This is a genomic window from Novosphingobium sp. BAM6 (genome assembly GCF_057784955.1).
The window spans coordinates 132,778-145,285 of the sequence record NZ_JBYNTR010000005.1 but is presented as its reverse complement, the minus strand read 5'-3'; the positions used below and the strand labels follow the sequence as shown (position 1 = coordinate 145,285).

At 64.3% G+C, this 12,508-nt stretch carries 9 protein-coding genes; all 9 read right to left on the bottom strand.

Annotation, left to right across the window (positions count from 1 at the left end; all coding sequences use genetic code 11):
• Positions 1-159: 159 nt before the first annotated feature.
• Positions 160-657 (bottom strand): hypothetical protein, encoded by a 498-nt coding sequence (locus AC3EC3_RS14800; RefSeq protein ID WP_488490360.1) that lies wholly within the window; start codon positions 655-657, stop codon positions 160-162.
• Positions 654-4,085 carry a glycosyl hydrolase gene (locus AC3EC3_RS14795; RefSeq protein WP_488490359.1) on the bottom strand — a complete coding sequence of 1,144 codons (3,432 nt, stop codon included), beginning with the start codon at positions 4,083-4,085 and terminating at the stop codon, positions 654-656. Before AC3EC3_RS14795 ends, AC3EC3_RS14800 begins: the two co-directional genes overlap by 4 nt.
• A gap of 99 nt (positions 4,086-4,184) precedes the next feature.
• The gene (locus AC3EC3_RS14790; RefSeq protein ID WP_488490358.1) at positions 4,185-5,534 is read right to left on the bottom strand and encodes a family 1 glycosylhydrolase; all 1,350 of its coding nucleotides are present in this window, start codon (positions 5,532-5,534) and stop codon (positions 4,185-4,187) included.
• Positions 5,531-6,421, bottom strand: coding sequence for an alpha/beta hydrolase (locus tag AC3EC3_RS14785; protein WP_488490357.1), 891 nt, complete (start codon positions 6,419-6,421; stop codon positions 5,531-5,533). Before AC3EC3_RS14785 ends, AC3EC3_RS14790 begins: the two co-directional genes overlap by 4 nt.
• A 35-nt stretch (positions 6,422-6,456) precedes the next feature.
• Positions 6,457-8,730 (bottom strand): TonB-dependent receptor, encoded by a 2,274-nt coding sequence (locus AC3EC3_RS14780; RefSeq protein WP_488490356.1) that lies wholly within the window; start codon positions 8,728-8,730, stop codon positions 6,457-6,459.
• A gap of 64 nt (positions 8,731-8,794) precedes the next feature.
• Positions 8,795-9,628: a fumarylacetoacetate hydrolase family protein gene (locus AC3EC3_RS14775; protein WP_488490355.1), complete on the bottom strand. Its 834-nt coding sequence runs from the start codon at positions 9,626-9,628 to the stop codon at positions 8,795-8,797.
• Between the two features lie 29 nt (positions 9,629-9,657).
• Complete coding sequence (locus AC3EC3_RS14770; RefSeq protein WP_488490418.1) at positions 9,658-10,548, bottom strand: VOC family protein; 891 nt, start codon at positions 10,546-10,548, stop codon at positions 9,658-9,660.
• A 2-nt stretch (positions 10,549-10,550) separates the two neighbouring features.
• Positions 10,551-10,982: a GlcG/HbpS family heme-binding protein gene (locus AC3EC3_RS14765; RefSeq protein ID WP_488490354.1), complete on the bottom strand. Its 432-nt coding sequence runs from the start codon at positions 10,980-10,982 to the stop codon at positions 10,551-10,553.
• Positions 10,979-12,505: a bifunctional 3-(3-hydroxy-phenyl)propionate/3-hydroxycinnamic acid hydroxylase gene (locus AC3EC3_RS14760; protein ID WP_488490353.1), complete on the bottom strand. Its 1,527-nt coding sequence runs from the start codon at positions 12,503-12,505 to the stop codon at positions 10,979-10,981. The genes AC3EC3_RS14765 and AC3EC3_RS14760 overlap by 4 nt, the downstream gene beginning before the upstream one ends.
• Between the last annotated feature and the right edge of the window lie 3 nt (positions 12,506-12,508).

Here is a 12,508-nt window from a genome sequence, read left to right as displayed (position 1 = left end):
GAAAATGACGACACTACCGATGTCATCATACGAATGGCAGCAGAGCGCCCTTGATTTCACGTGTCACACCACGCCTGGGCAACCGATCGCTAATATTGTCATCACCCCTTCGAAACGACAGCACAGTTAATCACCTGGTGCTTGGCCCAAGCATGCTGATCACCGTGCGGCCAGTGCTGCCCGCAGACCTGCAGGCGTTACAACCAGTGCTAGCATGGCACCGAAGAGCAGTTTGCCGCTCAACGCAAACCACCAGTTCATCTCTTGCAGACCCGAGACAGCGAAGATCGCCAGTGCGATCAACGAGCAGGCCAGCGCAGAGAGCACGGCCATCCCGATCGCCCGAATCCAGGGCGAATACGGCAGAACAGACTTTCCGACGAATGCCCCCACCTTGCCTGAACGCCGCTTCGCGCGCGCTATCAAACCTGGAACCAGTACCCCCATCAGTGTGATCATGAAGCTTTGCGGCAAAGTGTCGAAAACGAGGTTGCCAAGCCCCCAGATCGGCACTCGTGGCTCGATACGAAACACCGCGAGAAAAAAGGCCAGACTGAGTGCCGTGTTGATTACCACACTGGTCATCGTTTCACGGCGAATGAAATCCGCCGCAGACATCGCGCCTGGCTCGATAGGCAGACCACTCGTCTCGATCACTTCCCTTCCTCCCACAGCCGCACCGGACCGATCAGGCCAGAAGGACGCAGCGGCGCGTCGGCACGGTAGGTCGGCATTGCCGTCCAGGTAATGGCTTTCGCACCCGGCTGAGCATCGCCGATCAGGCGATTGACCCAGGTATCGGCGACCTGCACCTCGAGCGTGTTGGCGCCCGCCTTCACCACCTTGCCTATCTCCAGGCGGTAAGGCGCATGCCAGACTGTGCCGACCGCGACACCGTTCACCCGAACCGCAGCCAGGTCGCCGACCTGCCCAAGGTCAAGCCACAAGGGCGTACCGGCCTTGTGTGAAGCCGGGACTGTGAAGCGCCGCGAATACGTCGCCACGCCGGAGAAGTATTTGATCCCGGGATCGACGCTTTCGCTCAACGAACCCAGCTTCGGCAGGTTCGCTGATGCCGGAGCGCCGCGATCCGGCTGGAAGGCAACCCTCCAGCCACTGGTGAGATCGCCAGCCACCGCACGTGGCACCGGCTTGGGCACGGTGAAGTCAGCCTGCGTGGTCGGTTCGCGGAACACCACGAAGACGGCGTCGTCGGCCGTGAGCGAGAGCGGCACGATCGTCTCGCCCTCGACGATCCGGTAACTCACCGGCTCGGACGTTCCGGTCTCGGGATGCCACAGTTCGGGGCGCTTGCCGGTCACACGAAAATGCGCCTCGATGGTCTGCGCGGTGTCTGCCGGGTTCGAGAGATAATAGATGTCGCCCTTGCCGTCACGCCGATGGACGAAGGGGATCGCCACACCCGATGCTGCCCCGGTGAAGCGGAAATCGGGCGCGACACCCATCCCCGCAAGCGTGCCTTCCACATCGTCCGAGGCGATCACCCGGCCCTTGCCAATCATGGCCTGCCCGCCAGCCGGCCACAGCCGGTCGACAAGACTCGTCCACTGCGCCACCTCGCCCTGCTCACTTGCGACGAGGCTGGGTGAAAACTGCGGCTTCTCGCCGATGACCGTGGCCCCGCCTTCGACCAGAGCGGACAAGCGACGGAGCGCCGCCAGCGTCATCCGGCTGGACGAACCTCCGAGATAGATCGCGCGATAGCGCGCGCCTGCGGGCGACACCACATCGGCCCCGTCATTGGTCAGCAGTGTGTTCAAGGCATCGAAGTTCAGGAAATCATAGGCATGGGTCACGGGCGCATCGGCGACGGGCTTGTCGCCATACAGCGATGTCAGCGGTGCTTCCTCGCCATGGAAATAGGCCAGATCGGCCACGTTGCGCCCTTGCTGCAACATCAGCGAAGAGCGCGAGATATAGTCCACCCACGGCTTCGCCATACCGGACCAGCTCTCCATCCGGTTGAAGTACTGGCCGAAGATGAACAGCGAGAGGCCCGGCTTCTTGTCATCGACCGGGACATGGACCGAGGTGTGCACCACCGGGCGGTTGACGCCGGTCACGAACTCCAGATCGATGACGTGCTTCAGATCCTTCGGCGCAAAAGCCCAGGGCGCCATCTGCGAGGTCATCGATTCCGCCGCGACAAGGTTCTGCCCGTAAAGGTGCGCGACCGAAGCCGCGCCCTTGATGTCGGCAACCAGCGACTGGCGCGGCCCCTCGGCCTTGTTGAATGCCCACATCGCCGCCATCGGCACGTCGGTGTGACTGCGCATGGTCATGTCATCGCCCAGCATCGGGCGGTGATCCTCCAGCGCCTCACCATAGAGCTTGAGGCCGTTGGCATGGGCAACGCGTGCAATGGTGCCATAGTGCTCGCTCGCCAGCAGATCGGCCATGGTCCGGCGATAATCATAAAGGAAGCGATCGCTATCCTCGCGCGAGCCGACGAGCACACCGGTCAGCGCCGGCAGCCAAGGCGTCGGATCATAGCCGCGCAAAGATCGGAACTTCGCGATCATCTGCGGCGTCCAGTTCGCCTCGCCTGCCTCGATGGAATCGGTCAGCAGCGCACGGATGCCGTGCTGACCGATCAGGCCATCGCCTACCGTCTCGCGATACATGCCCAGATAATGGTCGAGATAGGCCTCCACCGCCTTGCCATCGTACTTGTCGACTTCCAGACCGGTCGCCTCGGGTGTCGCCGGGTGATTGGTCGTGCCCAGCAGCGACCAGCCGAGCCGCAGCACTTCCCAGTGCTGTCCCTTGGGGAGCTTTGGCGCGATCCAGTCGAGCGAGCCGTCCAGCTTCACCCGGCTCGACAGATCGACCACTTTCGCCGCATCGATACCGCGCGTGGCATCGTTCACCGATCCCAGCGCATAATAATCCGGGCTCATCACGAAACCGGCCTTGGTTTCGAACCGGTCCACCCGCGCCTGCGACGCGAGCGCGAAAGTGCCGACGACCAGCGGCTTCTTCGCCATGGCCGCGCCGATGCCGTCGAACAGCCCCCCCATCGCCACACCCGGGGCGGGAGCGCCAAGGCCGCCATGGAGCGGCGCGGGATTCAGGACCAACCGATAATGCGAAGCCGTAACCGCCGGGAAGCTGGCCGTCGTGGGTACGCCGCTAAGCGTAAGGTCGGTGATCTTCGTCCAGTTCGTGCCATCTTCGCTCGCCTCCACGGCAGCCAGAAATGGCGAACCGGAGAATGGAATAACGACGTCCGGCAGGAACAGCGTGACGCTGCGCATCGTCACCGCACCGGGATAGTCCAGCCGCAGCACCGGTGCGGCGCCGTCCTTACGCGCAAGCGTCACACCCGCGCCCAGATCGCCATCTCCCAGCGCAGAGGCGTCGAGCGTGTTGCCCAGCCCATCCTGTGCGTGCGGAACCGGCAGTGCGGCTGCATCCTCGACTGGATAGGCGAGCACTGGACCGTCGCCTGTAAAATGCGGCCCTTCCGGTGCAGCATGCCCCGAAATCATCTCCTCGATGCTGAGCGCAGGATGCAGGCCCTGATAGGGACCAGTCGTAACCGGGAGAGTTGGCAGCGTACCGGTCAGTCGCTGCCCCGGCGCGAGCGAGAGGCTCGACCAGATCAGCTTCTTCATACCGTCCTTCGGCGCCACCCAGGGCCCACCGGTTTCGGACCACCCCGGCGAGGAAGCGATGGCGAACTCCAGTCCCAGCCGGTCCGCTTCCTGCACCGCGAAGCGAAAGGCATCCTTCCATTCGGGCGTCATGTAGGCGAGGCGCTTGGCCACCACCTGCGGGGTCTGGAGGTTTGCGTCAAAGTTCTGGACCCCGCCGATGCCGACCGACTTCATCCACGCCAGATCCTTGGCGATGCCGTCCTTGGTGATATTGCCGTTCATCCAATGCCACCACACGCGCGGGCGGGCAGAGGCCGGAGGATCGCGGAACTCCTGCGCCAGTGCGCTGTCGGTGGCGGCAGGTGCCGGCGCGCTCCCCGGCGTAGCGGGTTCTTCTGCCAGAACGGGCGCGGCGACAAGGCCGCTGGCAAGACACAGCATGATCCGAAAGCGCTTGCGCGACATTCCCAACTCCCGATTTTCCAGCCCTGCCTGTTGGGGCCTCTGGCTGATGTTTTCTTTTGCAATCATCAGGCTGGCGCAACCGCCAGCCCGCTACAATGCCTAGATTGATCCGCGAGAAGCTATGGCCCCCAGCACACGCGCGCTGGGCTTGGGCGTACGCACAAAAGTCTCACGATCGACGCTGCACAGGCCGAAATGCGGCTTGTATCCGAAGATCCACTCGTAGTTGTCGAGCAGCGACCAGTGGACATAACCCAGCACCGGCACGCCATCGGCCATCACCTGCCGCAAATCGCGCAGCGCTGCCGGAATGAAGCGCGCACGCAGAGTGTCGTCGTCGGTGCCGACGCCATGCTCCGAGACCAGGATCGGCACGCCGGTTGCTTCATGGGCATACTTCACAGCCCCGGTGAGCGAGGGTGCATAGACCTCGGTTCCCGACCAGTTGCGATCCGCGCCGTCCGGTGCCGGAAGCCGTCCCTTGTCGTTCCAGACGGCGCGCTCGTAGTTCTGCACGCCGATGAAATCGTCGCCCTTCGCGATCTCCAGCCACATGCCATACAGCTCTTGGCGAACGGCATCGCGCAGCGAGTTTTTGCCCGCCGCCTCTTCATCGATAATCGAGAGCGTGAAGCCCACCGGCAGATCGCTACGCACCGCCTTGATCGCCGCGCGCGCCGCCTTGTGCCCAGCGGCAAGGCCATGTTCGATGGCATCGATATCTTCAGGGCCAGCCACATTGGCGCAGACAAATTTCTCGACCCCCAAGCGCTTTGCGGCGGCCTGCACGGTGGCACGCTGTGCATCCCACACCGGCGGCGGCAGGATCTTGCGCAGCAGCAGCAGGATGTTCGGCTCGTTCAGCGTCATCGCCACGCCGATATCGGCGCCGATCGCGCGGGCGATCTTGTCGCAATAGTTCGCGAACAGCGCAGGCGCGTCGGGATTGGTCCAGCCGCCCATCGCGCTGAACCAGCGCGGCGCGGTGAAGTGGTTGAAAGTAACCAGCGGCGTGATCCCGCGATCCCGGCAACCGGCCACCATCGCCTTGTAGTGATCGAGCATCGCGCGCGAGATCAAGCCCTTCTCCGGCTCGATCCGCGCCCATTCGATGCCGAAGCGATAACTGTTGAGGCCCAGCCCCTTCACGATGTCGAGATCGGTCGGCCACAGTTCCAGACTGTTCACCGCATCGCCCGAAGGCTCGGCAAAGACGGTCGGCTTCTGGTTCTCCAGAAACCACAGGTCGGAGGCGATATTGTTCCCCTCGACCTGATGCGGTGCCGTCGCGGCGCCCCAGAAGAAGCCCTTGGGAAATGGCGCAGACGCTTTCGTGACAGCCGCCTTCGCCGCAGCCCTTGCGCTCAAGGGCGCAAGCCCTGCAAGCGCCCCTGCTCCTGCGCCGACGGCCAGCAACGCGCGGCGGTCCATCCGGAAACTCTCGGTCATATCGGCCTCTTACACAGGGTGTCAGAAAGGAAGGTGAGAAGATCATCGGACAGACGCGTGTCCGAAGTGCCGAGGTGCATCGGCAATGTGTAGTGCGTATGCCCGCTGGCAAGATAACCGCGCGGCAGAATGCCGTGGCGCTCCAAACGCGCCTGCATCAGCCCGGTCCACTCCCGCTGGAAGCGCGGCGGGTCATACTGCGCCCCGGCAATGTAGAGCGGCAGATCGGTCGCGACGACAGCCTCCAGCGGCATGCGCGATGCGTAATCCGCCTGAGGTCCATAATAGCGCTCGTCCCGGTCATCGAGCGGCGTGAATCCGTAAAGCCCGGAAAGCAGGATCGCCGCCTGGACAAGATCGGCGTGATGCGGATCGTCGCGCAGAAAGCCCGCGACATGCACCGCCCCCGCCGAAGTGCCCATCACCGCGATCCGCCCCGGATCGCCGCCATGCTGCGCAGCATTTTCGCGCAGCCATGCCAGTGCGGCACCGACGTCCTGCGCCCCGGCGGGCCATTGGTGATCGGGCGCAAGGCGGTAGTTCATCACCGCGCCCAGCATGCCGTTGGCTGCGGCCCAGCGCCCGACATGGGCGTTCGACCATCCGCTCTGCGAACCCTCGCCCCCCTTGTCGCCCATCAGGAAACCGCCGCCATGGACGAATAGCAGAACGGGAAGGTCCTCCTGCTCACCATCGCGATAGAGGTCCAGCCTATGACGCGCATCATCGCCATAGGCGCAATCGAGCGCCACCGGAGCGACCTTCTCGGCCAGACCCTGCTGCTCGGCGGCGAACAGGTCGCGGCACGCCGCCACGACCTGCGGCCCCATCCCGCTGCCCATCGCCATGATAGCATCGCGGATTTCGGCGGGTTGGGGTCCGGTCATCGTCGTTTTCTCTCCGGTCGTTACAGGCAGTGGCTTCAGAACTTGGCATCGAGGCTGATGCCGACATTGCGGAACGACTGCGGGCCATAGATCGCCCCGACATTCGCCTCACCGCTGTCCGTCGTATAGGGGAAGCTGCTCTGCATCAGCGACGGCTCATGCACGTTGAACAGGTTTCGCACGAAGACCGAGACCTGATAGCGCTGATCCTCCGTCCGCAGCCCCATCCGGCCACCCACCATCCAGTGCGGACGGAAGGTCGTTCCCGAATACGAGTTCTCCTCGTATCGGATGCGCGACTTCCACACGGTGTCGACCGCCAGGAAGGCGCCCAGACGCTCGCTGACAGGCACGTTGTATTCACCCGAAAGCGTGAACTTGTAGCGCGGCGAATAGGCCAGCTGGCTGCCGCCGATGTCCGTGCCATCGGTGCCGAGATAGCCCTTGGGATAGGTCGCCTTGGCATAGATGAAGCCGGTGTTGAGCGAGAGGTTCGGCGTGATGTTGCCGAAGAAGTTCACCTCGACGCCGCGCGTTTTCACACCGTTCACGTTCTTCTGATCGCACGAGATCACGCCGGTCCCATCCACCGTGCAGCTCTGCGCCTGGAAGTTGTCGATCTTCATGTAGAACGCGCTGACATCGGCCACCCAACCGCCGAACAGCGTGGACTTGAAGCCCACTTCGTAGCTGGTCGGGATTTCCGGCAGGACGACATAGGGCGTGCGGCCATCGGTCGGCACCGCGATCTGGCCGCCCTTGAACCCGCGCGAGACGGTGGCATAGGCCATCGTGTTGCGCGCCAGATCGTACTGCGCGCCCAGACGCCACGACCATTCCTCGGCATTGAGCACGGTATCGGCAGTGCTGGGCATCTGCAGCGAGAGGCGATCGGTGGTGTAGCGCGCGCCGGTGATGAGGCGCAGCGAATCTCCGATATGGGTGGTCGCCTGCCCAAAGAAGGCCAGCGATTCATCGCGGATCGTTAGATCGGGCACCGTCGTCGAGGCGATCGGAACCACCACGCCCGGCACCGGGACCAGCGTGACGTTCACCGTCTCGGGATCGCGGGTCTGCTTCTGGTTCGAATAGAAGGCACCCACGGTATATTCGATGGTGTTGGTGGCTGCCGAACTGACGCGGAATTCCTGCGTGAACAGGTTCAGGTTGCGATCGACCGGTTCGTTTTCCACCTGCAGTTCGAGCGGATCGCCACGGAACACGTTGGCCGATGCGCCAGAGCCCAGTTCGCCCGACTTGCGATAGGCAGTGATCGAGGTGAGCGTGAAGGGATCGGCGGCATAGTCCACCTGCACCGATCCGCCGTAGTTGCTGGTCGTGCCCTTGTAGTGCGAACTGGTGCAGTAGTCGCGGTTGCCCTCCTTCACGGTCACGCCGCAGCTGGCAAGGCGATCGGTGATGCCCACCGCGTCATAGCCCGCGCCACCGAAGAACGAGCCGGGGCCGCTGGTCTTGACGAAGGTGAAGAAGTCGCCGCCGTTCTCCGCGCTCGAATGCGCGTAGTCGCCGATCAGGTTCACGGTCAGGCGGTCGGTCGGCTCCCACAGCAGACGGCCGCGCACCGAATAGCGGTTGTTGTCGTTGAGATCGCCGGTCGTGGCATTGCGGTCTACGCCCTGACGCAAGTTGGCAACGCCGGAAATGCGCGCGGCCATGTTGGACGAGATCGGAATATTGACGACGCCCTGCACCACCTGATTGCCGTACTTGGCACCGGCGGTTCCGGCGTTCGACAACTCGGTGCGCACGCGGGCGGAGAACTCGCCGAACTTGGGCGCATTGGTGGTGATGTTGATGACGCCCGCAGAGGTCGTCAGGCCGAACAGCGTGCCCTGAGGGCCTTTCAGCACCTCGACACGGGCAACATCGAACAGATCGGAAATATTTGCGTTGCCCTGGCTGACCTGATCGACGACCACGCCCACCGAAGCCACCGCGCCCGGCGAAAAGGTCATCGTGCCGATGCCGCGGATCGAACCGCCGCCGCCAGTGTTCTGGCCCGGCGCCGCCTGAATTTCGAGGCTCGGCGCAATGCGGGCAAGGTCGTTCACGGTATTCACCTGCTGGCGCTCAAGCTGCGCGGCGCTGGCGACGGTGATCGAGATCGGAACTTCCGTCACCTTTTCGGCGCGGCGTTGCGCGGTGACAATGATTTCCGACGGCGGCGGTGCTGCGGGGGCGGGTTCGGCGCTGGTGGCGTCCTGCGCCATGGCAGGAACGGCGAAAGCCGAAACCGCAACACCGCACAGCAGAGCGAATTGCCTGGTCTTTTGCCCGATCTTTTGCATGGTCTGTTCTCCCTGACAGGTATTTGGTTTGTTTTTTAGATTCTGAGTATTGAAGGAATAAAATTCAGATTTCGTCGATTACGGGGTTGCTCAAAGTCCCGATCGCCCCGACCGATATTTCCACGGTGTCACCCGCCTTCATGTAAAGCGGCGGCTTTCGCTTGTCGCCGACACCGCCCGGTGTTCCGGTGGCGATCACGTCACCGGGATTAAGCGTGGTAAAGATGGAGCAGTATTCGATCACCGTCGGGATATCCCAGATCAGGTCGGAGATCGGCTGGTCCTGCAACAGTTCGCCGTTGAGGCGCGTCTGCACCCGCAAAGAAGCGAGATCGGACACCTCGTGCGCCGGGATCATTGCAGGACCGAACGCGCCGGTGCCGGGCCAGGTCTTGCCGGGGGTGAACTGGATGTTGTGGCGCTGCCAGTCGCGGATCGAGCCGTCGTTGAACACCGCGTAACCGGCGATGTGGTCCATTGCATCGGCCCTGGCAATGCGGCGCCCCGGCTTGCCGATCACGATGGCGAGTTCGCCCTCGTAGTCGAAACGCTCGCTTTCGGGCGGACGGACCATCGGTTCGCCATCGGCGATCAGGCTGTCGGCCCAGCGGGTGAAGATCGCGGGATGATCCTTCTGCTCGCGTCCGGTCTCGGCGACGTGGGTGGCGTAGTTCAGACCCACGCACAGGATCTTCTCGGGGTTGGGCACCACCGGAAGAAGCGTGACCTCGGCGCGCGCATGCTCGCCGGTGACAGCCAGAACCGCCAGATCGCCACCAAGCGCGTCCTTCAACCACGCATCGCCACCGGGCGCGCCCAGATCGTGTACCGTCTCACCATCGAAACGACCGAAGCTGGCGGTGCCGTCAGGGCGCTTGAAGCTGATGTACTGCGTCATGTCCGTCTCTCTTTCCGCAAATGCTGCATTCAGGCGCCCAGCGGCGCAGGCTCCCAGTCGCGCCGGAAGCGGAAGCGCTCCTCGGCACGGCGCAAGCCCTCGAAATCCTTGTCCGACATGCCCCACTGGTCGATCCGGCCTTCCGGCCAGGTCCAGTCGTCGGGAGCGCCGACCCGATAGTCCTCGGCCACCTTGTTCACGGCGGTAGAGAACTCGATCACCGGGCCGAACGGCGCGATGTAGTAGGCATAGACATTGGCACCCGGCCCATGGCGGCCCGGCCCCCAGGCGGGCACTTGCGCATGATCGCGCAAGCGGCCGATGCCGCGCATCACCGCGTCGATATCCTCCATCTCGAACGCGACGTGGTTGAGCGAGGTGAACCCGGCGCGAGCGAAGGCGGTGGAATGGTGGCTGTCGTTGCAGCGCACGAAAACCATGCCCTTGGTACGGTCCGACACCTTGAAGCCGAGTACCTGCTCCACGGCATCGCCGCAGCTTTCCGCATCCGCTGCGTTGAACACGACATGCGTGAGCTTAACCGGCAGATCCTTGCCCGCGATCGGCGCGACTTCAACGGCATCTACCAGAAAGCGCAGCAGCACGCCCTCGGGCAGTTCGACCAGCAGACCATGGCCTCCGCCCGGATCGGACGAGGTGACAGGCGCCGCCGTCCACCCCGCCGCACTCACCCGCGCGGCCAGCGCGGCAAGGTCCGCCGCGTCGCACACGAAAGTCGTCGTACGCACGAACTCGCTTTCCGAAGGCTCCAGCGCGACGAGGTAGGGGAACGGGCCGGAACCGCGCAGATAACGCGTGCCGCCCTGCTCTCCGGCCTCGGCCATGCCCCAGATACCAGTCATGAACGCCGCCGCCGCTGCCGGATCGGGCAGTGCCAGTTCGATGCTGCGCAGACGGATGGTCATGAGCAGATTCCCTGCCTGATAAAGGCGGCCGCGAGCCCCGCTGCCGCGCATTCGGCATCGCATTCCCCGGTGTCGCCGCTGACCCCCACCGCGCCGATGACGGTGCCGCTATCGTCGCGCACCAGCACACCGCCGGGCGAGAACGCCATCTGGCCGCCGACCGCTGTGGCCAGGCTCTGGAAGAACACCGGATTGCCCCTGGCCCGCTCTGCCAGCACCGCCGTATCCGCGCCCATGCCAAGCGCACCTGCGGCCTTGGCGCGGGCAATGTCGAAACGGAACAGGCTGGCCCCGTCCTCCCGTGCGAAAGCCACGGGATGCGCACCTTCGTCGAGCACGATCACTGCAAGCGGCTGTGCCCCCCTGTCGCGCGCGGCGGCAAGCGTATCGTCGACGATGGCCCGCGCATTTTTCAGCGTCAGTTTCATGCAGCCTGCTCCTGATGTTCTGTTGCGTTCCCGAAGAGCATTTTGCGCCGGGCGGCCAGCAGTGCTGCGCCGCGCCCTTTTTCCGTGCCGAAAACGTAGTGGTCGGGGCGCACGAGCACCGCATCGGCTTCGTGATCGTCAAGCCAGCGCGTCACCGCGCCGCCATCCGGCAGGTGCGCAGCGCCGATCACCGCGACACCGCAGGCAGGCAGCCCACCACCCGATCCGCGTACGAACAGCCGCCAGCCGCCCCCGGCCAGATCGTCGAGGCGCCCGCCGTTCTGCAATAGCGGCTGGACAAAGCGAGCCCCCGCGCCGGTGCTGGGCATCACCAGCCCAGCGCCGATGGCAGGGATCAGATCGTGCGCGGTTTCGCCGCTCCTGGCCCGCTCGCGAATTTCCGCATCACGCACTGCCGCTTTCGCCGGATCGAGTTCGCAGATGTAGCGCCCGGCATTCACCGCAGCACCGATCACCGCGCGAACATGCGGGTCGCGCTCGGGCTGGTAGGTTTCAAGGATCGTCTCCTCGGCGCCCTCATTGGCGATCCCCGCCATCTTCCAGGCAAGGTTCGCCACGTCACGCAGGCCATGGCACATGCCCTGCCCGAAGAACGGCGGCGTCTGGTGCGCGGCATCCCCTGCCAGAAACGCCCGGCCCACCTGCCAGCGCTCGGCCACGAGGCCATGGAAGCGGTAGGTCGCCGCCCGCACGATGGTGTGCGGCACGTCCTTCATCCACGCGCCGACCAGTTCGCGCACCTTTTCCGGGCGCATCATCTCGGCATCGTCCTCGCCGGGCAGCAGCATGAACTCCCAGCGACGATGGTCACGACGTCCCGGAACGACGGTCGCCGGGCGCGCGGGATCGCACATCATCACCGACAGGCGCTGTAAATCGGCATCGGCAGGCACGCCCGAAATCGGTGGAAAGCTGACGCCGCCCTCGACCTCGGCATCGACCACCAGCCACGGCTCCTCGAAGCGCAGATCGTCGAGCGCGACGCCCAGCGCCTTGCGCACCGCACTGCGCGCGCCGTCACAGGCAATCACCCAGCGCGTGCGCACCGTATATTCGTTGCCGTCCTGAAAATAACGCACCGTAGCGCCGCAGGCATCCTGATCGAGACCTGCAAAGGTCGCACCCAGCTGGAGCGAGACGCTATCCAACCGCGCCATGCCTTCGCGCAGATGCGTTTCCAGTTCGGGCTGGTAAAAGAAGTAGTCGTTCGCCCAGCCGAACGGACGCGGACGGCCGACCGTCCCCATATAGCGGATGACGCCGTGATCGGCACCAATGTGCAGGTGCCCATCGGTCGCTACCATGTCGGGCTCCACTGCGTCGATGACGCCGGCGGACTGGAACAGGCGCATCATCTCATGATCGAGATGCACCGCACGCGGCAGCGGGTAATGCTCCAGCTCCTTTTCCAGCACCAGAACGTTCAGTCCGTTCAGGCCGAGAAGGTTCGCGGCCAGCGCACCGACAGGTCCGCAGCCAATGATGACCACATCATGTTGCATCGG

Bases quoted from the DNA above. Each gene is read 5' to 3' on its own strand.
- AC3EC3_RS14765 (WP_488490354.1), bottom strand. From the start codon at position 10,982: ATGAAACTGACGCTGAAAAATGCGCGGGCCATCGTCGACGATACGCTT.
- AC3EC3_RS14760 (WP_488490353.1), bottom strand. From the start codon at position 12,505: ATGCAACATGATGTGGTCATCATTGGCTGCGGACCTGTCGGTGCGCTG.
- AC3EC3_RS14790 (WP_488490358.1), bottom strand. From the start codon at position 5,534: ATGACCGAGAGTTTCCGGATGGACCGCCGCGCGTTGCTGGCCGTCGGC.
- AC3EC3_RS14785 (WP_488490357.1), bottom strand. From the start codon at position 6,421: ATGACCGGACCCCAACCCGCCGAAATCCGCGATGCTATCATGGCGATG.
- AC3EC3_RS14780 (WP_488490356.1), bottom strand. From the start codon at position 8,730: ATGCAAAAGATCGGGCAAAAGACCAGGCAATTCGCTCTGCTGTGCGGT.
- AC3EC3_RS14795 (WP_488490359.1), bottom strand. From the start codon at position 4,085: ATGTCGCGCAAGCGCTTTCGGATCATGCTGTGTCTTGCCAGCGGCCTT.
- AC3EC3_RS14775 (WP_488490355.1), bottom strand. From the start codon at position 9,628: ATGACGCAGTACATCAGCTTCAAGCGCCCTGACGGCACCGCCAGCTTC.